Origin of the sequence: Butyricicoccus pullicaecorum, assembly GCF_002160355.1 — a bacterium.
Lineage (GTDB): Bacteria > Bacillota > Clostridia > Oscillospirales > Butyricicoccaceae > Butyricicoccus > Butyricicoccus pullicaecorum.
In genome coordinates, this window is the sequence record NZ_NFKK01000007.1 from 72,675 (window position 1) to 96,791 (window position 24,117).

At 56.3% G+C, this 24,117-nt stretch carries 23 protein-coding genes and 1 riboswitch; of the genes, 12 read left to right on the plus strand and 11 right to left on the minus strand.

Annotated features, from left to right (window positions below; all coding sequences use genetic code 11):
- Nucleotide 1: 1 nt before the first annotated feature.
- The 4 genes from sigE to B5F17_RS07660 form a co-directional block, all read right to left on the minus strand.
- Nucleotides 2-703 (minus strand): RNA polymerase sporulation sigma factor SigE, encoded by a 702-nt coding sequence (sigE, locus tag B5F17_RS07645; protein WP_016147661.1) that lies wholly within the window; start codon nucleotides 701-703, stop codon nucleotides 2-4.
- A gap of 17 nt (nucleotides 704-720) precedes the next feature.
- Nucleotides 721-1,575: a sigma-E processing peptidase SpoIIGA gene (locus B5F17_RS07650; protein ID WP_087372619.1), complete on the minus strand. Its 855-nt coding sequence runs from the start codon at nucleotides 1,573-1,575 to the stop codon at nucleotides 721-723.
- Nucleotides 1,576-1,688: 113 nt separating this feature from the next.
- Nucleotides 1,689-3,545 carry an S-layer homology domain-containing protein gene (locus B5F17_RS07655; RefSeq protein ID WP_087372622.1) on the minus strand — a complete coding sequence of 619 codons (1,857 nt, stop codon included), beginning with the start codon at nucleotides 3,543-3,545 and terminating at the stop codon, nucleotides 1,689-1,691.
- 82 nt (nucleotides 3,546-3,627) lie between these two features.
- Nucleotides 3,628-4,431, minus strand: coding sequence for a YlmH family RNA-binding protein (locus B5F17_RS07660; RefSeq protein ID WP_087372624.1), 804 nt, complete (start codon nucleotides 4,429-4,431; stop codon nucleotides 3,628-3,630).
- A gap of 182 nt (nucleotides 4,432-4,613) precedes the next feature.
- Between B5F17_RS07660 and B5F17_RS07665 the strand changes: the two genes are divergently transcribed.
- On the plus strand, nucleotides 4,614-5,408 hold the full coding sequence (locus B5F17_RS07665; protein WP_087372627.1) for a biotin--[acetyl-CoA-carboxylase] ligase: 795 nt from the start codon (nucleotides 4,614-4,616) through the stop codon (nucleotides 5,406-5,408).
- Nucleotides 5,409-5,882: 474 nt separating this feature from the next.
- Here B5F17_RS07665 and B5F17_RS07670 read toward each other — a convergent pair whose 3' ends face one another.
- Nucleotides 5,883-7,592 carry a ribonuclease J gene (locus B5F17_RS07670; RefSeq protein ID WP_204244589.1) on the minus strand — a complete coding sequence of 570 codons (1,710 nt, stop codon included), beginning with the start codon at nucleotides 7,590-7,592 and terminating at the stop codon, nucleotides 5,883-5,885.
- 549 nt (nucleotides 7,593-8,141) lie between these two features.
- Between B5F17_RS07670 and B5F17_RS15225 the strand changes: the two genes are divergently transcribed.
- From B5F17_RS15225 to B5F17_RS07690, 4 genes are all read left to right on the plus strand, one after another.
- Nucleotides 8,142-8,804 (plus strand): 3D domain-containing protein, encoded by a 663-nt coding sequence (locus B5F17_RS15225; protein WP_275532121.1) that lies wholly within the window; start codon nucleotides 8,142-8,144, stop codon nucleotides 8,802-8,804.
- 203 nt (nucleotides 8,805-9,007) lie between these two features.
- Complete coding sequence (locus B5F17_RS07680) at nucleotides 9,008-9,619, plus strand: 3D domain-containing protein (RefSeq protein ID WP_087372636.1); 612 nt, start codon at nucleotides 9,008-9,010, stop codon at nucleotides 9,617-9,619.
- A gap of 202 nt (nucleotides 9,620-9,821) precedes the next feature.
- A complete protein-coding gene (locus B5F17_RS07685) occupies nucleotides 9,822-10,340 on the plus strand; it encodes a transcription repressor NadR (RefSeq protein WP_087372639.1) in 519 nt (172 codons plus the stop codon).
- A gap of 148 nt (nucleotides 10,341-10,488) precedes the next feature.
- Complete coding sequence (locus tag B5F17_RS07690) at nucleotides 10,489-11,064, plus strand: hypothetical protein (protein WP_087372642.1); 576 nt, start codon at nucleotides 10,489-10,491, stop codon at nucleotides 11,062-11,064.
- A 135-nt stretch (nucleotides 11,065-11,199) separates the two neighbouring features.
- On the opposite strand, the gene B5F17_RS07695 is transcribed toward B5F17_RS07690, so the two are convergent.
- Both B5F17_RS07695 and murC read right to left on the minus strand, forming a co-directional pair.
- Nucleotides 11,200-11,811 (minus strand): cytidylate kinase-like family protein, encoded by a 612-nt coding sequence (locus B5F17_RS07695; RefSeq protein ID WP_087372645.1) that lies wholly within the window; start codon nucleotides 11,809-11,811, stop codon nucleotides 11,200-11,202.
- 140 nt (nucleotides 11,812-11,951) lie between these two features.
- Complete coding sequence (murC, locus tag B5F17_RS07700; RefSeq protein WP_087372648.1) at nucleotides 11,952-13,328, minus strand: UDP-N-acetylmuramate--L-alanine ligase; 1,377 nt, start codon at nucleotides 13,326-13,328, stop codon at nucleotides 11,952-11,954.
- 129 nt (nucleotides 13,329-13,457) lie between these two features.
- Here murC and B5F17_RS07705 point away from each other — a divergent pair, with 129 nt between their 5' ends.
- The 3 genes from B5F17_RS07705 (at nucleotide 13,458) to B5F17_RS07715 (ending at nucleotide 16,486) form a co-directional block, all read left to right on the plus strand.
- Nucleotides 13,458-13,727, plus strand: a complete 270-nt coding sequence (locus B5F17_RS07705; RefSeq protein WP_087372651.1) for a SpoVG family protein — start codon at nucleotides 13,458-13,460, stop codon at nucleotides 13,725-13,727.
- Between the two features lie 74 nt (nucleotides 13,728-13,801).
- Nucleotides 13,802-14,935 (plus strand): MGDG synthase family glycosyltransferase, encoded by a 1,134-nt coding sequence (locus tag B5F17_RS07710; RefSeq protein WP_087372654.1) that lies wholly within the window; start codon nucleotides 13,802-13,804, stop codon nucleotides 14,933-14,935.
- Between the two features lie 225 nt (nucleotides 14,936-15,160).
- The gene (locus tag B5F17_RS07715; RefSeq protein WP_087372656.1) at nucleotides 15,161-16,486 is read left to right on the plus strand and encodes a hypothetical protein; all 1,326 of its coding nucleotides are present in this window, start codon (nucleotides 15,161-15,163) and stop codon (nucleotides 16,484-16,486) included.
- Between the two features lie 57 nt (nucleotides 16,487-16,543).
- Here the strand turns inward: B5F17_RS07715 and B5F17_RS07720 are convergent, their stop codons facing one another.
- From B5F17_RS07720 to B5F17_RS07735, 4 genes are all read right to left on the minus strand, one after another.
- The gene (locus B5F17_RS07720) at nucleotides 16,544-17,869 is read right to left on the minus strand and encodes a hypothetical protein (RefSeq protein ID WP_087372658.1); all 1,326 of its coding nucleotides are present in this window, start codon (nucleotides 17,867-17,869) and stop codon (nucleotides 16,544-16,546) included.
- 330 nt (nucleotides 17,870-18,199) lie between these two features.
- Complete coding sequence (locus tag B5F17_RS07725; protein WP_087372661.1) at nucleotides 18,200-18,706, minus strand: DNA-deoxyinosine glycosylase; 507 nt, start codon at nucleotides 18,704-18,706, stop codon at nucleotides 18,200-18,202.
- Nucleotides 18,707-18,708: 2 nt separating this feature from the next.
- Nucleotides 18,709-19,749 (minus strand): A/G-specific adenine glycosylase, encoded by a 1,041-nt coding sequence (gene mutY, locus B5F17_RS07730; protein WP_087372664.1) that lies wholly within the window; start codon nucleotides 19,747-19,749, stop codon nucleotides 18,709-18,711.
- Entirely contained in the window at nucleotides 19,746-20,165 is a 420-nt protein-coding gene (locus tag B5F17_RS07735; RefSeq protein ID WP_087372666.1) for a PaaI family thioesterase, read from the minus strand. The genes mutY and B5F17_RS07735 overlap by 4 nt, the downstream gene beginning before the upstream one ends.
- A 258-nt stretch (nucleotides 20,166-20,423) precedes the next feature.
- Between B5F17_RS07735 and B5F17_RS07740 the strand changes: the two genes are divergently transcribed.
- From B5F17_RS07740 to B5F17_RS07755, 4 genes are read left to right on the plus strand one after another with little or no spacing between them, the layout of a single operon-like run.
- Entirely contained in the window at nucleotides 20,424-20,651 is a 228-nt protein-coding gene (locus B5F17_RS07740; RefSeq protein WP_016147679.1) for a FeoA family protein, read from the plus strand.
- Nucleotides 20,652-20,654: 3 nt separating this feature from the next.
- Complete coding sequence (feoB, locus tag B5F17_RS07745) at nucleotides 20,655-22,658, plus strand: ferrous iron transport protein B (protein WP_087372669.1); 2,004 nt, start codon at nucleotides 20,655-20,657, stop codon at nucleotides 22,656-22,658.
- Between the two features lie 16 nt (nucleotides 22,659-22,674).
- A complete protein-coding gene (locus B5F17_RS07750) occupies nucleotides 22,675-23,085 on the plus strand; it encodes a metal-dependent transcriptional regulator (RefSeq protein ID WP_087372673.1) in 411 nt (136 codons plus the stop codon).
- The gene (locus tag B5F17_RS07755; protein WP_016147682.1) at nucleotides 23,082-23,876 is read left to right on the plus strand and encodes an HAD family hydrolase; all 795 of its coding nucleotides are present in this window, start codon (nucleotides 23,082-23,084) and stop codon (nucleotides 23,874-23,876) included. The genes B5F17_RS07750 and B5F17_RS07755 overlap by 4 nt, the downstream gene beginning before the upstream one ends.
- A gap of 107 nt (nucleotides 23,877-23,983) precedes the next feature.
- Nucleotides 23,984-24,087: riboswitch (THF riboswitch) on the plus strand.
- Nucleotides 24,088-24,117 lie beyond the last annotated feature (30 nt).

Consider the following 24,117-nt stretch of genomic DNA (forward strand, 5'->3'; position numbering starts at 1 on the left):
GTCAAACCCAGCGCAGAATTTCCTTCTTCATCCGTGAAATAATGCGCTTTTCCAGGCGTGAAATGTACGATTGTGAGATTCCCAGCAGATCTGCGACCTCCTTCTGGGTCATGCTGCGCCGTCCGCCCAGTCCAAAGCGTAGACAGATGATTTGCTTTTCACGCGGCGGCAGCTGGGACAGCGCCTGCCGGAGCAGTTCGCGGTCAACGTCGTCCTCAATCGGTCGAATGACGCTGTCCGGCTCGGTGCCCAGAATGTCCGAGAGCAGCAATTCATTGCCGTCCCAGTCCGAGGACAGCGGCTCGTCAAACGACACCTCGGCGCGCTGCCCGGACACCTTGCGCAGATGCATCAAAATCTCGTTTTCGATGCACCGGGAAGCATAAGTCGCGAGCTTGACATTTTTGTCGGTCTTATAGGTGCCGACCGCCTTCATCAGACCGATCGTACCGATGGAAATCAAATCCTCCACACCCACACCGGTGTTCTCGAACTTGCGTGCAATATACACCACTAATCGCAGATTATGTTCGACCAGCGCATCCCGCGCCTCGGGGTCTCCCGCCATCAGCCGCGCGATGCAGTCGGCCTCGTCCTGTCCGGTCAGCGGCGGCGGCAGCACCTCAGAGCCGCCGATGTAATAAATGCCCCCGCTGCACAGCGCACGCAGTCGCGCCAAAATCCGTCTCAGCCACTTTTTCATTGTCCGCCTCGCTCCTTTCAAACACCGATGAGTCCATCGTACCGTCCGCCTGCAATCGGCTGCGCGCTGATGGCCGCCAATCTGCAATCGGTCTTTCCTGCGTCCATGTGCACATCGTCCAGCCGGAACGCGAGCAGCAATCCGCTGTTCTGTCCGACCGCTCGGTAAGGCAGCAGACAAAACCGGGTGCGCCACGCGTCGGGCAGACTGGCCATCTGGTCGCCTGCATTGTCCGACCGCAGCCCGCTGACCACACCTGCAAGCTCGCTCGGCAGCAGCCGTGCCGCCGCGTACCGATCAAGCAGCAGCGCAGGCCGTCCGGTGACCGGCTCGCACAGGGTGTTGCCCGTGTCGCACAGCAAGTGCACGATTGCTCGCTTTCCGGCAAAGGTCAGCTCCGCCTGTGCGCTCGGACGCTCGCCCCCGTTCTGTCCAGCTGTGCCGCGAAACAGTAACCCGCTCGCACACCAGCACAGCAACGCAGCTGGAACGACCACGCGCAGCGGCACGTCCAGATAGTACGCACCTCCGACGCGCAGCATAGCGCCGGTCGCCTGACCGAGTGCCATCACCGCACCCGCGCAGGCACAGGAGACCAGACCAAAGACGACCGAAACGCGCACAAGCCGACCTTTGCAGGGTGCAAACACCAGCGCAACCATACCGACCCCAGCGGCCAGCTCGCACAGACCGTTCTGCAAAAAGGTAGTCGCAGGCAGAACGGCACACACGGCATAGGCTGCGCCTACTGCCGCACCGATGAGCAGACGCACCCGCGGGACAAAGACCCCAGCAATCCGCGCGGTGGCAAGCAGGAGCAGATAGTCCATTGCAAGATTGACCACTGCCAGCACATCGAGATAAATGACCATGCTGTCCCTCCCTGCTCTCTATGATAGCAGACCGGACGGGCAGATTTTGTCCAACGGGTGACCGGGCAAAAAAATTCCCCGACAGGGAAAGCTGTCGGGGAAGAATATTTGTGTTAGACAAGTGTCATGGGAACGGTCAGCTGATTGCCGTTCGACAGGACGAGCACAATATTCATCGTGCCGGTGCGTCCAAAGACCAGAGGCTCCAGTGCTGTGTGGTACAGAACTACCTGATTGCCGCTGATGATGTACTGGGTACCCATGGCAAGCTGACTGCCGTCGAGCAGAACTGCCTGCACAACAACACTCGAGTCAATGTTGATGTTGATGGTCACATTCTGGTTGGCTGCGTTGCCTGCGGTTGCGCTGAAAGTCACCGCCTGGGTGGCAAGGCTGGCCGAACCCGAATTCGAGGACGAGGACGAACCGCTGTTAGACGAGCTGCTGCCGCTTCCAAGATAGATGGTCGCGGTCGGGTTGATACCCGTGCTCATAATGACCTGTACGGTGTACGTTCCGCTGGACAGACCGCTGAACGCATTCGACATGATACGGATGGAACCGGTGACCGGGTCATAGTCGTACTGATAACCCGCCTGCAGGACACGATCGCCCAGCATAACCGAGCGCACGGTGGCGTTATCCTCGGACACGATGGCCAGAATGACGTCGCTTGCCGTGGACAGGTTGACCGTGGCCGGGGTCAGCGTGTGATTGGGCTGACTGCGGTCAACCGAGACCGACGTGCCCTGAATGGTCGCCGACATGCCCTTGTTGAACGAGTAGGTCTGCGGCTCAATGGCACTGACCGCACCGTTTGCCTGGAAGACTGCATTCTGAATGGTACCAGTGCCCTCGATGGTTGCTGCCCCCTTAACAGTTAGCGACTCGACAAAAGCGCCTGCCGACAGGCTCAGACGGTTTGCATCCTGCAAGGTGACCTTGCCAAAGCGGCCATTCAGCGTCAGCGGCATATTCTTATCGCCGTAGACGTTGATCTGCTTGAGTCCGGAGGCGCCAGCCTGCAAGCTGGTCTGGGTCAGTCCGGCGGTGGTCATGACCGTGACCTGATCGATGTTCGTCGTACCAGCCGAGGTTACTTTCACCTCGCGTCCGGTAAAGGGCGAGCTGATATACAGTTCGGGGGCGGTGACGTTATTCAGCTGAACCGTGCCGCCCGCTGCAATCAGACGACCCTTGACGGTCACGTCAGACAGGGTCACTGCCGACTGGTTGAGTCCCTCGCTGATGTACAGATTGCCCGGAATGGTCACGCCAGACAGCGTGCACGCGCTCGTGATGGTCACGTTTTTGGTGTCCGAATTGAGAGACGAACTGTTATAGGTCGCGCCGGCCTGATCTAAGATCGTACCGGTGAAATAGTACAGAATCTTCGCCGCCTCGGCGCGGGTCACGCTGCGCTGAGGCTGGAAGGTGCCGTCGGTGTAGCCCGACACATAGCCGTTGTCGACCGCCCACTTAATATACAGTGCGCTCCAGGTGGCAATCTTGGACTTGTCGCTGAAGGACAGCTGGCTGGGTGTGACCGTTCCGGCATCGACCTTGCACAGTCTGCCCAGAATGGTCATGGCCTGCTCACGGGTGATGGCCTTGTCCGGACCCATCTGGGTACTGGACAGACCGGAGATATAGCCGTACTTGACCGCGATGCGTACCGACTCGTAATACCACTGATCGGAATCGACATCTTTATACTGGCTCACGTCGGCCTGCTCGGTAAAACCGAAGGCGCGGTTGATGTAGCGCATGAACTCCGCACGGGAGATCTCAGCCGTGGGCGTGAACTCACCTTTGCCGTTGGCATTGATGACACCATGTGCGCTGAGTGATCGGAAATATGGCTCTGACCAGTGGCCGGTGATATCATCTGCTGCAAAAGCCGCCGTCACAGCGCAGCTGCACACAATCAATATAGTCAGCAAGCTGCGGGCGATTTTTTTCATCATCATAGCGTTCCCTCTCTTTCCGGTTGCTGGAATGATAGTTCATTATAGCAGTTTTCGTGATCGATTTCCAGTCTAAAGCGGCGATTTACACACTGCGCGCGTAGCGCACGAACTGTCTCCCCTTGCGGCTGACACCGCCAAGCTCGACAATCCGGGCACGACCGAGACCGCGCACGGTGATACGGTCACCGGGTGCGACATCGGCGTCGGGCTTGAGGCACTGCATCTGGTTAAGGAAGACCGTGCCTTTGTCGATACGCTCCTGCATCTGCGCACGGGACAGGCGGAAGATGAGCGCGGCCACGCTGTCCAGCCGGAGAGACGCCACCGAGCCTTCGCCGTCCTCCTCATTGACCTCGGGTGAACGAAAATCGGTCAACGCAATTTGACTGAGCATGACGCGCTTGCGTCCGGCACGCAGAAAGTTCATCAGAATAAATTCTGCCATGTCCTCGGTGACAAAGAGCTCGGCACCGTCGTCATGCAGCACGATATCACCGACCACTGCGCGTTCGATGCCCAGACCCATGAGTGCACCCAGATAATCACGATGGGACAATGTATCTGCTGGACTCTTTTCGGCGCGCAGCAGCGCAAGCGGACTGTTTTCCGGCTTGATCGCGTCCTCAGCGGTCAGGTAGTCGGGCAAAAACAGCGCCATCACGCGCTCGGCATCCGGGTAACCGCCCCAAAACACCGTCTGCGCCGTGATTCCAGTCTCGCGTGCGGCCTTGACGCACAGTGTACGCTCTCGCAGATCAAGAAAGCGCGTGTGGGTCAGGTACGACCGCTCCTGGCTGACCTCATACTTATCAAAAAACTGCTGAAGCAGCATTTTATCCTCTGCTGTCTGCGCGAGTGCGCGCACAGCCTGTTCGCGGGTTTTCATACATTCCTCCTGATTCCGGCTGTCTGCACAAACCGGACTTTTTACCATTATACCACACCATACGCGAATTTTAAAAGAACGCCTTCAAGCTGGCAATTTTTTCTATGCATCACTCTACCATGTGTCCCGCAGTTGTTATATAATAAAGTATACAAACTGACAGGATTGTGAGGGGATTTCGGATGGAAGATCGTTTGACTGCGGAAGCCATCACACGGCATCTGCACACCACGCGCCTGGGACGTAAATTACTGATCGAGCCGTCTGTCGACTCGACCAACACGCAGGTCAAACAGCGCTTCGGCAATGAGGATGAGGGCTTTGTTCTGCTGGCCGAGGAACAGACCGCCGGACGCGGTCGACTGGGGCGACAGTTTGTGTCCCCGGCAGGCAGCGGACTATATATGTCCATTGTACTGCATCCCGATTTACCGCTTGAGCGCATTTCTTTGCTCATGCTCATCTCGGCTGTCTCGATCTGCGAAGCGCTTGAGCACCAGTGCGGCATCTGGCCGAAAATCAAGTGGGTCAACGATGTTTTTATCCGCGGATACAAGTGCGCGGGTATCCTGACCGAGTCCTCCTTCTCGACCGGCGGCAGCAAACCGGACTTTTCGATCGTTGGTATTGGCGTGAATCTGAAATTTGACCGTGAAGCTTACCCTGAACTTGCAGACATTGCAGGCGGCATCTGGGACGAAACCCACCACTTACCTACTCGTGCACAGCTCGCAGCATCCATCCTCAATGCGTTTGAGCCGTGGTATGATAAACTGCTTGCGGGACAAAGTAAGGAACTATTGCAGGCATACCGCAGCCGTATGAATTGCCTGCGTAAGCGTATCATGGTCAGTTCTCCACAGGGACAGTATCCTGCAACCTGTGTGGATCTGACCGACGAGGGTAATTTGGTGATTATCGATCAGAATGGCACACAGACCATTCTGCGTGCCGGTGAAATCAGCGTCCGGCTGTGACACTTCCAAACCGCCAGACCCATTCCCGCCCGCAGCCCGTAGGCCACTATCCTCGTTCTCGCGCTGAGCGCGAATAAAACGAGTGTGCGAAATAAAGCTTTCGCTCAAGCCTTTCTCGAAAGGCTTGCGGAGTCTTGAGGCAGAGCCTCAAGTCGCCCGTCGCAACGGGCGAAATCCTTTTTGATTTTCCCGATCTCCCACGAGGGAAAATCAACGAAAATAAAAAAAGAAAAGCGCGACCCGCAGGTCGCGCAATCTCTGAAAAGACCGTCCTGTCGGACGGTCTTTTCCTTTTGTTTGTTTTAGTTGAAACCCGGGGCGTACACCGGGTTTCAAAAGGGAATTTCGCCATCTGCGGATGGCGACTCAGGGCTCTGCCCTAAGAACCCGCAGCCTTTCGAGAAAGGCTGGCGAAAGCTTCAATTTTTCCGTTTTTCCGGGTTATCTGCGCTGTCGAAAAAACAGACTTACGGCTTAAACCTCCATGATAATCGGCAGGATCATCGGGCTGCGCTTTGTTTTCTTAAACAAATAATTACTCAGCGCACTCTTGAGTGCACTCTTAATACCATTCCAATCACGCACGCCCTCGTCTAAGCAGCGATCCAGAGCCATTTGCGACTGAACGCGCAACTCTTCCATGAGGTCTTCCGCCTCACGGACATAGATGAAACCTCTGGAAACAATATCCGGTCCAGCGATGACCACGCCGCTCTCCTTATCGATCGTGACCACGACAACCAACAGGCCATCCTCGGCCAAATGTTTACGGTCACGCAGAACGGCTGCGCCGACATCACCAATACCCAATCCATCGATCAGGACACGACCTGCCGGAACCATCGGGCACAGGCGTGCCGAGCGATCATCAATCTCAATCGGACGGCCAATCTCGGTAATGATGACATTGCGCGGATCGACGCCCATTTCCTCAGCCAGAGCCGCGTGCTTTTGCAGCATGCGATGCTCACCGTGCACCGGGATGAAATACTTGGGCTTGCACAGACCAATCATCAGCTTCTGCTCTTCCTGGCAAGCGTGGCCAGATACATGAATGGCTGCATTGCGGTCGTAAATGACCTCTGCACCCTTGCGGTACAGCTCATTTACCATGTTAGAAACCGACTTCTCATTGCCCGGAATCGCGGATGCCGCAATCAGGATGCGATCACCGGTCACGACCTCAACCTGCTTATGGCTGGAATACGCCATGCGGTAGAGTGCGGACATGGTCTCGCCCTGCGAACCGGTAGACACAATGCACAGTCTGTTCTGCGGATAGCGGTTGATCGTGCTCACGTCGATGAGCACCTTACCGTCGTCGTGTAGGTAGCCGAGCTCCTGTGCAACCTGAGTAATCTTCTCCATGCTGCGTCCGCAGACTGCGACCTTTCGTCCGAAACGTGCGGCGATGTCCAGAATCTGCTGGAGACGACTGACGTTGGAAGCAAAGGTTGCGATGATGATACGCTGGTCACAGTTCTTAAAGAAATTCTCCAGCGACTGACCGACAACCTTCTCACTGGGCGTATAGCCGCTGCGCTCGACGTTGGTCGAGTCACTCATCAGCGCCAGAACGCCCTCGCGTCCGAGTTCACCAAAGCGTGCCAGATCGATCATCTCACCGCTGACCGGGGTCAGGTCGACCTTGAAGTCACCCGTATGGATGATCGTGCCGAGCGGCGTGCGGATGGCCAGTGCAACCGAGTCCGCGATCGAGTGGTTGGTGTGGATGAACTCGATGGTGAAGCATCCGAGCTTGATCACATCGCCAGCCTTGACCGTGTTCATGCGCACCTTCTCGGGCATGCGGTGCTCAGCCAGCTTGGTCTGGATGATGCCGCAGGTCAGGCGAGTGGCATAGATCGGTGCATTGACTTCGCGCAGTACATACGGGATTGCGCCGATGTGGTCCTCATGGCCGTGGGTGATCAAATAGCCTCGCACCTTCTTCTGGTTGCGCTTGAGGTAGGTCGTGTCCGGAATTACCAGGTCTACACCCAGCATGTCGTCGTCCGGGAATGCCAGTCCGCAGTCGATCACTACAATGTCGTTGCCATACTCGATGACCGTCATGTTCTTGCCGATCTCATTGAGACCGCCGAGCGGTATAATCTTCAGTTTTTCTTTCATAACTTCGATATCACTTTCCTTTGTCGTTTTACAATTTGGTTGAATCTTCATACGCCGGTCTTTCCGGCTTTCTCTCTTGTGACGAGGCCGCATCTTCGCGCCTCAAAATACCATCAAAAAAATGGAACGGGTTGCTCCCAGAAAGCAGGCTTTCACAGCCCGCCCTTTCCGCACCGTGGGGGCAAACACTGAGTTTACTATAACACGTTTCCTCCGATTTGTACAGTGGGGTGCGTCCGCGCACGGTCGACACAGACCGCCAGACATGCCGTAAAATCCGGCGACTGACGCTCCGTTTTGTTACCGTTCTGTTACCTCAATTTCCGACAAGCATAAATCTAAAAAAAATCCAGTTACAGAATGGTTAAATTTTTTGAAATTTAAAGGCGATTTCTGTTATATTTATTTTCTATATTACTATTTGTAATCGAATTTCAATTTTTTTCAAAAAATCATTTGACAAAGCTGGGCGAGACGGGTATGATAGCACCTACGGATTGGTAACAAACCGGTTACAATCCAAGTTTTTTGTCCATTTATGCGTATTCAGACGCACAAACCAAGAAAAACGAGGAGATTTTTTGTATGAAAATTCGATGTATGAAAACCATGAGACGCTTCGCCGGCATGATCGCTCTGGGCTGTCTGCTGAGCTCTGGAAGCGCTCTGGCTTATACCACCACGACGGAGAACGGCAGCGCTGCAGATGCAGTCATGGCGGCTCTCCCCTACGGCTACCTGTCGGCTTCTGCTGAGACCGTTGTTGACTCGGCCAGCGCAACCGAAGACATGCAGGCAGCTAAGAACCAGGTCGAGGAGGAAGAGCGTCAGGCTCGTGAGGCAGCGGCTGCGGCAGCAGCAGCGGCAGCGGCTCAGGCACGCATCAACCAGCTGGTCAACGGCTCGGTCACGCCGCACTCGATCAGCAAGAGCAGCTCTCTGGCAGCTGACTCTGTCATCAAGAACAACTTCAAGAAGCTGGGCAACTACCGCCTGTCCTTCTACTGCCCCTGCGCAACCTGCAACGGCCGCTCGGATGCCAAGACCAAGATCGGCACCAAGATGGCAGAAGGCCGCACCATCGCAGTTGACTCCCGCGTCATCCCGCTGGGCAGCCGCGTTTACATCGATGGCTACGGCGTATTTATCGCTGAGGATACCGGCGGCGCAATCAAGGGCAACCGCATCGACGTCTGTGTCGCAAATCACAGCCGCGCTTACCAGTTTGGCATTGATTATGCCGATGTTTACCTGATCGGTTAAGTTACAAATAAGTTACAAAATTTAGCCGTTTTTATATATTTTCAACTTTTAGGGCGTTCAAAACGCCCTTTTTTCATTGTTTACAAAGAAAACTTGCATTTTATGGAATCTTGTGCTATACTATATGCAATTGTGAAACGAACGGCAGCCCATTTGCCGGCGTCGCAAGGCGGCGTATCCCACCAGTTTAAGAGGAGAATTTTATGAGATTTCTGAGCGTGAAAACAATTGTGCGCGGCGCGTCTGCGCTGGCGCTGTGTGCCTCCCTCAGCCTGGGCACCGCACTGGCTTATAACGGTGACCCCGAACTCGCATATACGACCCCTGCACCCAAGGCAACTACTTCCACCACTGCTACCACCACCCCGGCACAGTCTGTTAAGGCAGCCGCTCCGGTGATCGCAGCTTCGGCTTCTACCGACCGTCTCCAGCAGCTCATCTCGGGCGAGATCGTGACCCGCACGGTTGAAAAGCTGGACGCACTGGCAGCAGATGCCCAGATCACCCAGAACTTTAAGAACCTCGGTTCCTTCCGTCTGTCCTTCTACTGCACCTGTGAAAAGTGCTGCGGCGCTTACGCCACCGGACTGACCAAGTCGGGCACCACCGTCACCGAGGGCCGTACCATCGCAGTTGACCCCAAGGTCATCCCGCTGGGCAGCCGTGTTTACATCGACGGTTACGGCGTATTCATCGCAGAAGATGTCGGCAGCGCGATCAAGGAAAACAAGATCGACATTGCCGTCGGCAATCACGAGCAGGCACTCAAACTCGGCATCGACGAGGCAACCGTTTACTTGGTTGCCGGTGCTTGATCTATCCCGAATATGTGCAGTTTCAAGGACGCTTATGCGTCCTTTTTTCATGCTCGTATTTTCCGAAACCTGCCCCTGTTTTTTTACCTTCTCTTACATTATATATAAAGGTATTCACCCGCCTTGACACCTGTCGACCTGCCTTGCACGCAGGCTGTTTTTCTGTTATAGTATAAGGTATCGAAAACGAGGTGAATGTATTATGAACGCTGCCACGCGCCGCGAACAAATTTTGCAGCTGCTGAGCCAGTCGAGCGGCCCGCTGTCCGCTACCGCGATTGCTTCCCGCTTTTCGGTCAGCCGACAGATCATCGTCGGCGATATCGCCTTGCTGCGCGCCGCAGGCGCAGACATCACCGCAACGCCCCGCGGCTATCTGCTCGAGCGTCCAGAGGCGCAAAACCACGTTGAAATCAATATTGTATGCGAGCACGCAGATGATCGTCTGGCCGAAGAGCTGTACACCGTGGTCGACCTGGGCGGCGCCCTGATTGACGTGACCGTCGAGCATTCGATCTACGGGCAGATCTGTGCCCCCCTGCATATCTACTCCCGGTTTGACGCAGACGCCTTCCTGAGCAAGCTGGAGCGCGAGAACGCACGTCCGCTGTGTAATCTGACCGGCGGCATCCATCTGCACCGTTTGCGCTGCCCAAATGCCGAAGTACAGGCACGTGTCTTGCAGGCACTCAAGGATAAGGGATTTCTGCTCGAACGCTGACTGCACAAAACTGCCCCAAGGGGCAGTTTTTTTATTGTCTCATTTGTGTCTTGACAGCTATCTTGATAACTGATATGATAGATTGCAGTCAGAGTCATCTGGCTGGTTGTCAAATATCTGTTGTCACACAAAAAAGGAGTCTTTTTCTATGTCCAGTCAAAAGCTGTACCGCATGGTCGTCGCAGCCCTGCTGTGCGCCGTCGGTATCCTCATCCCCATGTTCTCCCCCATTAAAATTACGCTCGACCCGGCATCCTTCACGCTGGCCAGCCATGTCGCGCTGTTCCTCGCGATGTTCGTCTCGCCCGGTGTCGCAGTTGCGGTGTCTATCGGCACGACACTTGGCTTCTTCCTCGCAGGCTTCCCGATCACGGTCGTTCTGCGTGCTGCCAGCCAGATCGTCTTCGCCGTCGTCGGCTCGCTCTACCTGCGCCGTCATCCCGACCTCGCCCTGCATCCCACCCGTCCGCAGACCCTGCTGTTCAGCTTCCTGATCGGTATTCTGCACGGTGTCGGTGAAGTCCTCATCATCCTGCCGTTCTACTTCGGTGGTTCTATGGCAGCCTACGAGGCAAAGGGCTTCTTCGTCAGCGTCATCCTGCTGGTCGGCGTGGGCACAGTCGTTCACTCCATGGTCGACTACGGCATCGCATCGGTCATCTGGTCGCCGCTGCGTCAGGTCATCCGTCCGAGCGCGCTGTGCGACACTTCCAAGCAGGCATAAATCGTCCCATCAAAAAAGCACTTCCAAATTGGAAGTGCTTTTTTCATGCAAACAGAAGACCGGCGCAGCGATGATACGCCGCGCCGGTTTCCCCTTCTCTTACTTTTTCTTGCCTTTTTCTGATATGATGCAAAATTACTTCTTGAGTGCGTTTACATAAGCGAGAATGACCTCGATGGAATTCTCGACGCCCAGACGACCGGCATTGATGCACAGATCATAATGGTCGCTCTTGCCCCATACCTTACCGGTATAGTAGTTGTAGTAGGTCGAGCGCTGCTTATCCATCTTCTCGAGTGCTGCGCGCGGAGACTTGCCGGACAGTTCATAATCGTCATGGGTCTGGATGCGCTGCAGGCGATCATCTACCGAACCGGTGATGAAGAAATCAAAGCGGTTCTCGTACTCACGCAGAACGTGGTCTGCGCAGCGTCCAACCAAAACGGCAGAGCCACTGTCTGCGATCTCACGGATGATGTTTGCCTGTGCCAGGAACAGCTGATCGGTTAGGGACATGCCATTAAGACCGGTAGAGCCAAACATGGTCAGCGAATAGAGCAAGCTGTTGGTTGCACGCTTGTCGAGCTGCTCGAACAGATCCTCGCTGAAGCCGCTCTTCTTTGCAGCACGGGAAATCAGCTCCCGATCATAGAATGGAATACCCAGACGAAGCGCGAGCTTGCGTCCGATCTCGCGGCCACCCGAGCCATACTGTCTGCCGATGGTAATAATGAGATTGTTTGCCATAATGACCCCTCCATTCTATGTGAAACTTGCATAATGTTTCTGTCATCATTATGGCACACATTATGCAAGTTGTCAACCGAAAGCAAAAATTTTTTCACACGCACCGGTTTCAGTAACAGATGCGTGTGAAAAAAGGTGGATTATTCGCCTTCTACAAGCATTTTGCCAACTTTATAGATATCGCCTGCACCCATGGTCAGCACGAGGTCACCCTCGCCTGCTTCCCGTCTGAGGTAATCGGCAATCTCCTCAAACGAACCCAGGCTGATCGCACCCGGAATCTCGCGTGCCAGATCGTCGGACGAAATGCCGATCGTGTTCTGCTCACGTGCGGCGTAGATCGGTGCAAGCACGGCCTGATCGCACAGCTTGAGCGCTTCCACAAACTCTGCAAACAGCGCCTTGGTGCGTGTGTAGGTGTGCGGCTGGAATGCACAGAAAATGCGCTTGAAGTCCATCTGACGTGCGGTATTGAGCGTTGCACGCATTTCGGACGGGTGATGTGCGTAGTCGTCCACAACCAGTGCACCGGTGGACATGCGTCCAGTCAGCTCAAAGCGACGGGACGAACCCTTAAACTGTGCCAGACCGGCAGCAACCAGCTCACCGCGCACTTCCAGGAAGGAAGATACCGCGCAGCACGCCAGTGCATTCATCATATTATGACGGCCGGGAACCGACAGGGTGACATGGGTGTACAGCTCGTTGTTGACCAGCACGTCGAACGAATAATAGCCGTTGTTCAGTGTGATATTGGCCGGACGTACATTCGCCGTGGGCGCGGTACCGAATGTCATGATCTTGCGGTCAATGCCCTGCACCGCCTGCATGGCGTTGTCGTCGTCCGCGTTGACAACGACCAGACCATTGGCCGGGGTCAGCTGACAGAATGCACGGAACGAATGGATGATATCGTCGAGATCCTTGAAGAAGTCCAGATGGTCAGCTTCCACGTTGAGCACAACCGCGATGGTCGGCGCAAAGGACAGGAAAGAATTGCAGTACTCGCAGGACTCTGCGACAAAGCACTCGTGACCACCGATGCGCAGCGTGCCGCCGATGGCGGGCAGATTGCTGCCGACCATGACCGTCGGGTCAAGCGCAGCCTGCATGGCAATGAGCGTCATCATAGACGTGGTGGTTGTCTTACCGTGCGTACCGGACAGGCAAATAACATCCTGGTAGTCGGTCATCAGGCAGCCCCACGCCTGTGCGCGCTCCATAACCGGGATGTTCAGCTCGTGCGCACGGACGATCTCCGGGTTATCGTCGTGTACGGCAGCCGTGCGGATGACGAGGGATGCGCCCTCGACGTTCTCCGCCGCGTGGCCATAGTGAATGACAGCGCCCAGACGCTCCAGGCGTTCGGTGACAGCCGAGTGTGCACGGTCGGAACCGGTGACCGGTACCCCCATGCTCAAAAGCAGTTCACCGAGCGAATTCATCGAGACACCGCCGATTCCGACAAGGTGAATGGTTTTTTTATGTTCAATAAAGGGCTTGATGGACAATTCCATGCGCATAGCCTCCAATTTATGATAAATATAGATTTGGTCTATGTATTATTATATGAGAAAGCAGACAGAATATCAAGCAGGAACATCGCTGCGGCATCCAAACAAAACCGTGTAAAGGAGACATCTTTTATGGAGATTACCGAGATCAAATTCCGCCGCTTTCCCAGACAGGGACGGCTGCTCGCCCTGGTATCGGTTACATTCGACGACGTGTTCGCCGTGCACGACATCAAGGTCATCGCGGGTGACGACCATCTGTTTCTCGCCATGCCCGCGCGGCGCACATCAGACGGACGATATCACGACATCGTGCATCCCATCGGCCCGCTCGTACGCCGGGAGCTGGAACGTCAGGTGCTTGCAGAGTACCGCCGGCTGACCAAGGCGCACGCTGGATAGACAGTTTGGCTTGCAACCTGCTCCGGAATGCGCTAAAATATACATGCTTTGAAATTTTGAAGGAGTAGAATGCAATGCGCGTTATGATCTTATCGGTGACCGCGGGGTTTGGTCACCACGCGACCGCAAAGGCGGTTGCAGATATGCTGCGTGACAAAGGGGCAACCGTAGAAACCGTCGATGTTTACACTTACATCAGCAAGATCGTCAAGGAGACCATCGACAAGGGCTATCTGTTCACCTCCAAGCACACGCAGGAGCTGTACCGACTGGCCTATCTGTTAGCGGAAAACCGCGGCAGCGGCTATTTTTCCACCCGCATGTCCATCATCAACATCGTCAACGCGCTGGGCGCGACCAAATTTGCCCGCGTGGTCAACGATTTCGCACCGGATGCCATTGTGTGCACCCACGTCTTCGCCGCACAGCTGGTGGACGACCTCAAAAAGCGTTCGCTGCTGACTGCGCCCACCATCGGCATCATCACCGACTATACCCTGCATCCTTACTGGGAGGAAGTGCCGCGCATCGAGTACATCGTGACGGCGAGCGAGCTGCTCACCCATCGCGCGGTCAAAAAGGGCATCGAGGCCAACCGCATCCTGCCCTTTGGCATCCCGATTCATCCCAAGTTTAACCAGCCGATCGCGCAGCAGGATGCACGCGAACAGCTGGGTCTGGAACCCGACCGTCCGACCATCCTGATGATGGGCGGCAGCATGGGATACTCGGACAACAAAAAGCTCATCTTGCAGCTTGGTCTGTGTGGTATTCCCTTCCAGCTGCTTGTCGTCTGCGGCAACAATAAAAAGCAGTACGCCGAGATGGTCAGCATGGCCGACACGCTCACCGGCCCGTGCACGCTGCACCCGTATGGCTTCGTGACCAACGTTGAAGTCATGATGAGCGCCGCTGACTGCATCATCACCAAACCCGGCGGTCTGACCGTTTCCGAGGCGCTGGCCAAGAACCTGCCCATGATTCTGGTCAATCCCATTCCCGGACACGAGGAACGCAACGTGGAATTCCTGCTCAACAACGGCATGGCCTGTCTGGTCACCAAGACTTTCCCGGTCGATGAAGCGGTCTACCACCTGTTCATGAGTCCCCAGCGTCTGCGCACCGTGCGCGAGACCATGCACGCCATCGCGCACCCCGATGCTACCGAGCATCTGTGCAACTTTATCCTCAATGACCTTATCCCCTGACTGCATCTGCGCCGTCCACACCCTGTGGACGGCGTTTTTCTGTTTCCGAATTTTCCTGCCGATCGCTGAAATCCACACGGCTCGGTCATTGACCCAGAGCGCACGGCGCAGTATAATTAGATTAGCAAATAAAACTAATTATGCCGGAAAGAGGGTTCCGGACTATTTGCAAAGAGAGAGTTTGAGCATTTCAGGCATATTGGGCCTATGAGGAGGAGGTCAATTATGGAACTCAAAGATGTGATTCAGCATCCCTATCTGCGTACTGACAGTTACGGCAAAATTTTCCTGTACTGTACCCCGAACGACTGCGCATGCGTACCGCGCCATACCATCCAGATGTCCGAGCCCGTCCGTCCCGATGTACTTCAGCAGGCGGTCAAAGCTGCGCTGCTGCGTTTTCCGCACATGATGATCGGCATTGAGGCCACCGACACCCAGCTGCGCTATCGCATCAACGTGGCAGAACCGGTCGTTCTGCCCTTCGACGGTCTGTGGAAGCGCTACTGCATCGGCACCGAGGACACCAACGGCTTCCTGTTCCTGGTCGGCTATCAGGACGACAAGATCTACATGGAATACCAGCACAGCACCTCTGACGGTCGTGGTTTCGAGGAGTTCATACGCTGCGTGCTGTTTAACTACCTCAAGCTGTGCGGCAAGCCGGTCGAGAACGACGGCACCGTGCGCGGTCTGGACTCGGTCTACACCATCGAGGAGAGCGAAGACGCATACAGCCATCTGGCAGACAGCTACTCGAGCGAAGGCATCTATCAGAAGCCTGCTGCACTGCACGCCGAGGAGCTGACCGACGTAGGCGACCAGCCCGAGGTCATCACCGAGGTCACCTTCCCCTTTGAGCAGCTGCACAAGGCAGCCAAGTCCATGGGCGCCAGCCCGCTGAGCGTCATCGCACCGCTGTTCAGCCGTGCGTTCCGTCAGAAATTCGGCAAGGACTCGGACGCGCCGGTCATCTCCCAGATTCCGGTCGATCTGCGCCCGTATGTGCCCAGCGCAACCACCCGTTACTTCATCTGCTTCCTCGACCTGCCCTACGAGGCATCGTACGACGATCTGCCGCTTGAGGAAGTCTGCCGCCGCACCAAGGCCTTCCTGAAAGACCAGATGCTGCCCGAGCGCCTGCTGTTCCGTGCCAAGCGCGCAAGCGATGTGTGCCGCGAACTGCACGAGCGCGACATCCCGCTCGCAGAAAAGGAAGCCGAGGCTTCCAATCTGTCCAAGAACTTCGTACTCGAAGACAGCTTCCTCATCACCAACGTCGGCGAGTTCCGTCTGCCCGAGTCCATGAAGCCCTACGTGCTCGACTACGGTGCGGTTCTGCCCTGTGCAAGTCAGCCGTGTGCGATGCTGGTCTCGTCCTACAATGGCAACATGAAAATTTCCATTGCCCAGCGCGGACACGACCTCGATCTGCCGACCATGTTCAGCAACTATCTGGCATCTCTCGGTGTTCATACCCGTCTGTACAGCTATCCTTTCCGCGTTACCTGGTACGACGGCATGACGGCTTCCAAGGCATACCGCCTGTAAGTCCTCTAAATGCAAAAACAAAGCCCTGCATCCCGGTCCGATGCAGGGCTTTTTGCTTTACTTTGCCAAATGTTCGCCGTCGTAGCGGGTGACGTGGAACATGTAGCGCTTGGTCTTGGCCGGGAATCCCAGCTCACCGAGCACATCAACCAGATGATTCATCAGGTCGGGGCGTTCATCGCGCTGGGACAGCGAAATTTTGAGCGTATCGCGATAGGAGCTGACCAGCACGCCGAGCGGCTGATGGGCGCACGGCAGGATAGCGCCGTAATCCTCGATGTACTTCTCCATGCTGACCGGTACACGGAAGGGGCCGATGTTGGTCAGGATGAAGCTGTCTCGGCGGATATAATTACGCGCCTGTTCGCGCATCATCTGTTCCTTTTCCGCGATGGGCATGTCGGCCTGATGGCCGTCCTGTACGCGCTTTGCGTTCTTGAGTGCCCAGAAGGCTGCGTGCGGCAGTGCGCGCTGGGTGTCAAAGTACTCACTCATACGGCGTGCTGCCTCGACGACCGGCAGTTTGAAATACTCGTAGTGGAACGGCAGGTCGAGCAGCGCGACAAAGAAGCGCACGGTTGGCGTGCGGATATAAGTGCGCAAATCCATAGGAACCTCGGCGACGATATTGTCCGTGCGATCGGTGCCGACGTAGTAGGTGCGATGGAGGGCATGACACAGCGCCGCCATAAGCAGGGTCAGAGGCGAAATATCATTGCTTTTTACGAACTTGTGCAGCTTTGGGAAGGAAATTGTGATTTCCGCCGTCCACTCGTTTTCATCTTCCATGTTGTCGAACTCGGGCAGGTGCAGCGCGGGCACATCAGGATAGTGATTCTCCGACGACTGCTGTGCCTTGCGCAGCTTGATAAAGCCGTCTTCGTTCTCTTCCTGCTGATAATCGGTGTCCAGCGTGCGGATGGAGCCGTCATTCTCGACCGGCTTGCCGCACAGTTTGAGATAATAATAGAGCACGCACTTGATGAACTCATTGAAGCCGCGGCCATCCGAGGTACAGTGCTGATACTCCATGTAAATGGTCTTGTCCTTGTAGCCGCAGGTAAACAAATAGCCGTTGTTATCGTCCGAACCGATGTAATAGGGCGAGATATCGTCAAAGGGCAGCACGACCGGCGGTTTTTCCAGCAGGCGATAGCGATACTGCTTGTCGCCGCGGGTCAGGCCAAGACCCATCTGCGGAAAGCGCAGCAGAGCGATCTTGAGCGCCTCCTGCAGCGTATCCGGCTGAACGGTTTCGGTCATGCGAATGATGTGTCTGGGTGCTGTGGTCAAATCACAGTGGGTGGCATACATAAAAATACAGCCATAGCTGTCCACGTCGAGCAAATGGTTAATTGCATGGTTGCGCATATACAGATTCATAACGAAACTCCTCATGTTCCTCCCGGGTGACCGGGTTATATGTCTTCTCACTACCTTGCTGGGTTCTCGATTTGGATACAATATTCATGCACCGCTGCACAGACACAAAACCTGTGCAATCGGATACTTTTATTATAGCTCTGCCCGCACAATTTCGCTACATGCCTTCGGACAAAAAATATATGGTTTCAATTATGCATTTTTGTTTCTTTTGTCTTGTCATTTTACATAAAATAAACAAAACCAGTCCATTTTGGACTGGTTTTGTACGATCTTGTCACTTTGTTTTCACATTTGTCGAACCAAAGTCGTTACACCACTTTTGCCCTCTTATGCGTTCTCCTCGACCGCCTGCGCAATCACGCGATAGGCCTCGATCAGGCGTTCTTTCGACCATGCAGCGTTTGCCGGACTGGTTGACGGCAGGCAGACGGCCTCGATGCCGGTCTTGTCCTGACACAGCTTGCGGTAGTACTTATGCGAGGTCGCACCGGTGCAGAAAATCGCCTTGACCTGGGTCTGGGCGATCAGCCAGGGCAGGTCGTTGGGCTCGGGATTGCGGATGGACGTGTCGCTCGCGCCGCGAATCTCACACGCTGCCAGCGTGTCCCACATGGCAATATGGTGGCGCAGCGCAAGACTGCGCTTTTGCTCAATGGTCTGGGGCGCTTCCTCCCCAAACACTGCCGCCAGTACCGGCCAGAACCGGTTCTGCGGATGGCCGTAGAAAAATGCCTGCTCGCGTGACTTGGGACTGGGAATGGAACCCAGAATGAGTACCCGGGAGTCGGGTGCAAAGAGCGGCGGGAAATTGTGGGTGACGCGGGTATATTCCATTTTTATGTCTCCTCCTCAATGACCTTCAAAAAGGCACGGAAGGCCGACGGCAGGGCATAATCACCGCGCAGCGCGGACGGCGTTACCCAAGTAAGGTCTTCCACCGGCTCGGACAGCTCGACGTAATAGCCGGTCATGTGCCACTCGATGTGTGTGAAAATGTGCTTTGCCGGACGCAGCGACAGCATGCGCTCCACCTTCCAACCATCGGCTGTGAGCTGGTCGCGCAGGGCGGACGGTTCGAGCGGGTGCTCGTAGGCCGGAAGTTCCCACATGCGCGCCAGCAGACCGGTGTCCGGTCGCTTGCGAATGCCGACCAGACCGCCGCAGCGCGGCAGCAATACCGTGCGATGCACGACCGTGCGCGCCTTCTTGGGTGTGCGCACCGGGATGCGGTCGGTGGTCTGTTCGTGACAGGCGCGGCACAGGTGCATGAGCGGACAGTCTCCGCAGCGCGGTGCACCGTTCGGAATGCACACGACCGCACCCAGCTCCATCATCGCCTGATTGAACGCACCCGGGCGATCGTGCGGTATGATAGCCGCCACCTGCGCCCGCATGTCCTTTTTGACCTTGGCATCGTCGATCGGACGCTCGTCGCCCGTAATGCGCGCGACCACGCGCAGAACGTTGCCATCGACTGCCGGTTCTGCAATGTCAAAGGCGATGGATGCGACCGCGCCCGCAGTGTAATCTCCGATTCCCGGCAGTTTTAACAGTGCAGCATGGTCTGCGGGCATCTGTCCGCCGTAAGTGTCGCAGATAACCTGCGCCGCCTTGTGCAGGTTGCGCACCCGGCTGTAATAGCCCAGTCCCTCCCACAGTTTGAGGTAGGTTTCCTCGGGTGCGTCGGCCAGGTCTCGCACGGTCGGGCAGGCTGACAGAAACCGCTCATAATAAGGAATGACCGCCTCGACTCGCGTCTGCTGCAGCATGATCTCGGACAGCCAGATCCGATAGGGATCGCGCGTCCTGCGCCAAGGCAGGTCGCGGTGTCCGGCATCATACCACGCGAGCAGCGGTTCGGTTACCGCTCCGGTCACTTGAGCAGCGTGGCGCTGTCGCCCACGTAATACATGGTGAAGGTTGCGTTTGCGACCTCGGTACCGTCGGAATCGGTCACGTCCACGCCGTAGACTGCCGTCGTGCGTCCGACCTTGATCTCACGGGTCTTTGCAATCAGGTTCTTGCCCTGCTTGCCCGGGCGCAGATAGTTAATGGATGCGTTGAGCGTCACACCCACGCGGCCATAGGATGCCGCTGCCGTGCCGGCTGCTACGTCACACAGCGCAAAGATTGCACCGCCGTGCGCATTGCCGAGCGGATTTAAATTATCGGGCTTGGCAGGCAGCTCGATCTCGGCGTAGCCCTGCCGGATATGGTTGACACGCAGTCCCATCAGTTCGTTAAAGCCTCCGTTCTCCTGTCGCTGACGGAGATAGGCCAATGCATCTGCCATATTTGTACATCCTTTCTCATTGGGTAATTTTTTCAGATTGGTGCTATCATATCATATTTTACCCCCTGCTTCAACTCTTCTACCCGCTTCATCCGCCTGATTTTGCTGTCTTTTGCCCCATTCTGCGCAGCTGACAGAAGCATCCGCGAGAACCGAGCGAGTTTTGTTGCTTTTCACATTGACAGAACGGTTAGGTTTAGCTTACAATAATGCATGAGAAGTTAACCTATGGCAACAAAATGGAGGAATCGAAAAAACATGAAAAAAACGCTTGCGGGACTGAAGCCCGGGCAGTCCGGTGTGGTGGACGGCCTGACGGCTGCGGGGGCAGTCAAGCGGCACTTCCTCGATATGGGCATCACCAAAGGCGTGCGCATCACGGTTGAGCGCATCGCGCCCTTCGGCGACCCGATCGCGGTGCGCCTGCGCGGATATAGTTTATCACTGCGGCGGGACGAAGCCGCTAAAATCGAACTGGAGGGTTAAGCCATGCATACACTTGCAATCATCGGCAACCCGAACAGCGGCAAGACCACCCTGTTCAACCGTCTGACCGGTTCCAACCAGCACGTTGGCAACTGGCCCGGTGTCACAGTCGATCGAAAAACCGGTCACATCAACTATCAGGGCAAGCGCACCGATGTGGTCGACCTGCCCGGTATCTATTCGCTCTCTCCCTACACCCAGGAAGAGATCATTGCGCGCGAGTTCGTGCTGTCCGACGAGCTGGACGGTATTTTGAACATCGTGGACGCAACCAATCTGGAACGTAACCTGTACCTGACCATGCAGCTGATCGGTTTGGGTCTGCCCATGGTCATCGCGCTCAACTTCATCGACGACGTTGAGTCACAGGATATTCATATCGACTGCAACAAGCTGCGCGAGCGGCTGGGCGTGCCGGTCTATCCGATCTCGGCACGACGCGGTCTGGGCATGGACGCACTGCTCGAGGCGGTCACCGGCGAAATGCAGCCGCCCACCCATCAGCCTGCCTACCTGCACGGCGTGGGCGCGGCCATCCGACGCGGTGCCGAAATTCTGGAGCAGACCAACATCCGTGCGTGCAGCCGTCCGTTCTACGCGGCCAAGCTGCTCGAGGACGACCCGCAGATCGTCTCGCACGTCCAGCTGTCGCTCGAACAGAGACAGGAAATGGACGATCTGGCCGACGCGCTCAGCGCACACGAAATCGGACACGATCACGAGATGATGTTCGCGGACGCGGTCTATGATTACATCGAAGGCGTGGTGCGCGACAGCGTGCGCAAGCCTGCCCATCCCAAACTTACCCCGACCGAACGTATTGACAAGGTCGTTATCAACAAATGGCTGGCTGTCCCAATCTTCATCGCCATCATGGCGCTCATGTTCTGGACAACCTTCGGCCCGGTAGGTGAATGGCTCAAGGGTATTTTTGAGACACTCATTCAGGGCAAGTTATCTCCCTGGCTGGAAAGCACCCTGCTTGCAGCCGGTGCGTCCGACTGGGTCATCGGTCTGGTCTGTGACGGTATCATCGGCGGCGTCGGCGGCGTCGTCTCCTTCCTGCCGCAGATCGTCCTGCTGTTCTTCTTCCTGTCCATGCTGGAAGACACCGGCTACCTCGCGCGCATCGCGTTCATCATGGACACGCTGCTGCGCCGCATCGGCCTGTCGGGTAAGTCCTTCGTGCCCATGCTCATGGGCTTCGGCTGCACCACCCCAGCGGTCATGGCAGCCCGCACGATGGAAAACGAGAAGGATCGCCGCATGACCATCATGCTCACGCCCTTCATGTCCTGCGGTGCAAAACTGCCGGTCTATTCGCTCATCGCGGCCGCTATCTTCGGCGCAAACGCCGGTCTTGTCATCATCAGCCTGTATGTCTTCGGCATTCTCATGTCGATCTTTGCCGGTTTCGTACTTAAAAAGACCGTCTTCCGCGATGTATCCTCGGGCTTCGTGCTCGAACTTCCCCCCTACCGTCTGCCTACCTTCAAGGGTACGGTGCGCGGCATGTGGGACAAGGCCCGCGACTTCATCACCAAGGCCGGTACGGTCATTTTCCTGATGTCGATCGTCATCTGGGTCCTGCAAAACTTTACACCCACCTTTGCGGTCGCGGCTTCGCCCGAGACCTCCATTCTGGGTGTGTTCGGTCGCTTCATCGCTCCCATCTTTGCCCCCTTGGGCTTTGGCGAGTGGCAGGCTTCGGTCTCTCTGCTGACCGGTCTTGTCGCAAAGGAGGCAGTTGTCTCGACGATGAGCGTACTGTATGGCGTATCGGCCAGCGCCGATCTGAGCGCGATTCTGTCCGGTGTGTTCTCTCCGGTCGCCGCCTACGCCTTTCTGGTATTCATCCTGCTGTACATGCCCTGCATGTCGGCTTTCGCAACCATTAAACGTGAACTTGGCGGCTGGCGCTGGGCGCTGGGTGCCGCAGCCTTCCAGACCTGTCTGGCCTGGCTGACCGCGTTTGTCGTATACCACGTCGGTATGCTTCTGTTCTGATCTTTGGAGGTGGACTATGCGGCAGATCCATGAATCTGGCGAAAATTATTTGGAAGTCATCCTGGACATCCAGCATGAGCTGGGCGTTGTGCGCTCGGTCGAGATCGCGCGGCGCGTGGGCGTATCCCGCGCATCGGTATCTAAGGCGCTGAGCGTGCTGCGCGATATGGGACTGGTCGAACCGGCCTATTACGGTGAGGTCGTGCTGACCGAAGCCGGTCTGGAACACGCACGCGCAGTGCGCCGCCGGCACGATCTGCTGTGCCAGTATCTGCGCGATGTGCTGGGTGTCTCGCCTGAGGTCGCCGAGCATGATGCCTGCCGCATCGAACACGTTGTCTCGGACGAGCTGATCGAGCGCCTGGAAGCGCTGCTCGCCGACGGGACTGGTACAAATACGCGCACAAACGAGGAGGAATCCCAATGACGCAGCTGATCGCCGCCGATATGGACGGCACCCTGCTGGACAGTCAGAAACGGCTGTCGCCCGACCTGTTCCCGCTCATCCGCACGCTTCGCGCACGCGGCATCCGCTTTGCCGCAGCCAGCGGACGGCAGTATCACAACCTATACGCGACCTTTTCCGAGATCGCCGACCAAATGCTGTTCATCGCGGAGAACGGCGCGGCGGTCTATGACGGCACCGAGTGCCTATTTGCCGACAAGCTGCCCGCGTCCTACTTTGTCGGCCCCATCCAGACCATCCGCAGCCTGCCCGGTGTCAACGTCGTCCTCTGCACCCATGACGGCGCGTTCATCGAGTGCGACGACGACCCGGTTTTCGTGCGCAACGCGCACATGTACTATGAAAAGCTGGACGTCGTGCCCGATCTGATCGCACACCTCGAGCACCAGCCCGCGTTCAAGCTGGCTGTATTTGAGCAGGGCAAGGCCGAGACCGGCTGCTGGCCGGTGCTGCGTCAGTATGAGGACAAGTTTGCCGTCGTACTGTCAGGCGCGGACTGGGTCGACCTGATGAACCCGGAAACCAACAAGGGTTCGGGTCTGCACCGCATGGCGGACTATCTGGGTATCCCGATTGCCGACACCATGGCCTTTGGCGACTACCTCAACGACCTCGAGCTGCTGCGTGAAGCCGGGTTTGCCTGCGCGATGGAGAACGGTCACCCCGATCTCAAGCGCATGGCAGACTGCACCGTCCCGTCTAACGACGAAAACGGTGTCGTCCGTGCCATCCGCGCACATTTCAATCTGTAATCTTTGATCTACGGTACGCATTCGCGTGCCGTATTTTTTTGCCCGGTGTATTCTGTCGATTTTTCCACTTGACAAGACAGCAAAAAAGTTTACAATAAATATGTCTTAGCAGAGTAGACTGCTGCGCGTGAAGTGCCGCCGGAACGGGGAGTTGTCCGACGGACGAAAGGAAAGATTCTTTCCTGCGGTGTAGCTGTCGCATCCCGCTGCACACAATTTAAGAGCGGTTACACCTCTTGAA

Bases quoted from the DNA above. Each gene is read 5' to 3' on its own strand.
- B5F17_RS07715 (WP_087372656.1), top strand. From the start codon at position 15,161: ATGGAACTCAAAGATGTGATTCAGCATCCCTATCTGCGTACTGACAGT.
- B5F17_RS07650 (WP_087372619.1), bottom strand. From the start codon at position 1,575: ATGGTCATTTATCTCGATGTGCTGGCAGTGGTCAATCTTGCAATGGAC.
- B5F17_RS07710 (WP_087372654.1), top strand. From the start codon at position 13,802: ATGCGCGTTATGATCTTATCGGTGACCGCGGGGTTTGGTCACCACGCG.
- B5F17_RS07755 (WP_016147682.1), top strand. From the start codon at position 23,082: ATGACGCAGCTGATCGCCGCCGATATGGACGGCACCCTGCTGGACAGT.
- B5F17_RS07680 (WP_087372636.1), top strand. From the start codon at position 9,008: ATGAGATTTCTGAGCGTGAAAACAATTGTGCGCGGCGCGTCTGCGCTG.
- B5F17_RS15225 (WP_275532121.1), top strand. From the start codon at position 8,142: ATGAAAACCATGAGACGCTTCGCCGGCATGATCGCTCTGGGCTGTCTG.
- B5F17_RS07655 (WP_087372622.1), bottom strand. From the start codon at position 3,545: ATGATGATGAAAAAAATCGCCCGCAGCTTGCTGACTATATTGATTGTG.
- murC (WP_087372648.1), bottom strand. From the start codon at position 13,328: ATGGAATTGTCCATCAAGCCCTTTATTGAACATAAAAAAACCATTCAC.
- B5F17_RS07705 (WP_087372651.1), top strand. From the start codon at position 13,458: ATGGAGATTACCGAGATCAAATTCCGCCGCTTTCCCAGACAGGGACGG.
- B5F17_RS07735 (WP_087372666.1), bottom strand. From the start codon at position 20,165: ATGGCAGATGCATTGGCCTATCTCCGTCAGCGACAGGAGAACGGAGGC.
- B5F17_RS07690 (WP_087372642.1), top strand. From the start codon at position 10,489: ATGTCCAGTCAAAAGCTGTACCGCATGGTCGTCGCAGCCCTGCTGTGC.
- B5F17_RS07695 (WP_087372645.1), bottom strand. From the start codon at position 11,811: ATGGCAAACAATCTCATTATTACCATCGGCAGACAGTATGGCTCGGGT.
- B5F17_RS07725 (WP_087372661.1), bottom strand. From the start codon at position 18,706: ATGGAATATACCCGCGTCACCCACAATTTCCCGCCGCTCTTTGCACCC.
- B5F17_RS07665 (WP_087372627.1), top strand. From the start codon at position 4,614: ATGGAAGATCGTTTGACTGCGGAAGCCATCACACGGCATCTGCACACC.
- feoB (WP_087372669.1), top strand. From the start codon at position 20,655: ATGCATACACTTGCAATCATCGGCAACCCGAACAGCGGCAAGACCACC.
- sigE (WP_016147661.1), bottom strand. From the start codon at position 703: ATGAAAAAGTGGCTGAGACGGATTTTGGCGCGACTGCGTGCGCTGTGC.
- B5F17_RS07660 (WP_087372624.1), bottom strand. From the start codon at position 4,431: ATGAAAACCCGCGAACAGGCTGTGCGCGCACTCGCGCAGACAGCAGAG.
- B5F17_RS07685 (WP_087372639.1), top strand. From the start codon at position 9,822: ATGAACGCTGCCACGCGCCGCGAACAAATTTTGCAGCTGCTGAGCCAG.
- B5F17_RS07720 (WP_087372658.1), bottom strand. From the start codon at position 17,869: ATGAATCTGTATATGCGCAACCATGCAATTAACCATTTGCTCGACGTG.
- B5F17_RS07670 (WP_204244589.1), bottom strand. From the start codon at position 7,592: ATGAAGATTCAACCAAATTGTAAAACGACAAAGGAAAGTGATATCGAA.
- B5F17_RS07740 (WP_016147679.1), top strand. From the start codon at position 20,424: ATGAAAAAAACGCTTGCGGGACTGAAGCCCGGGCAGTCCGGTGTGGTG.
- B5F17_RS07750 (WP_087372673.1), top strand. From the start codon at position 22,675: ATGCGGCAGATCCATGAATCTGGCGAAAATTATTTGGAAGTCATCCTG.